Origin of the sequence: Streptomyces sp. NRRL B-3229 (assembly GCF_000719505.1) — a bacterium.
Classification (GTDB): Bacteria; Actinomycetota; Actinomycetes; order Streptomycetales; family Streptomycetaceae; genus Streptomyces; species Streptomyces griseorubiginosus.
In genome coordinates this window covers 1-206 of record NZ_JOGP01000170.1, presented here as the reverse complement: position 1 = coordinate 206, position 206 = coordinate 1, and the positions used below count along the sequence as shown (strand labels likewise).

The 206-nt window shown below is 69.9% G+C and carries 1 protein-coding gene; it reads left to right on the top strand.

The annotated features are described in order from the left end of the window. Nucleotides 1-206, top strand: a 206-nt coding sequence (locus IF54_RS40355; protein WP_037821311.1) for a carotenoid oxygenase family protein, incomplete at both ends; no start/stop codon positions are given.

Below are 206 nucleotides of genomic sequence, written 5' to 3'. Positions count from 1 at the left end.
GACCAAGTACGTCCGCACCCAGCGCTTCCAGCTCGAACGCGCCGCCCGCCAGGCCCTGTTCGGCGCCTACCGCAACCCCTACACCGACGACCCGTCCGTAGCCGGCATCGACGACGGCAACGCCAACACCTCGATCATCTGGCACGCCGGCAAGCTGCTCGCCCTCAAGGAGGCGGCGCTCCCGTACGAGCTGGACCCGCTGACGC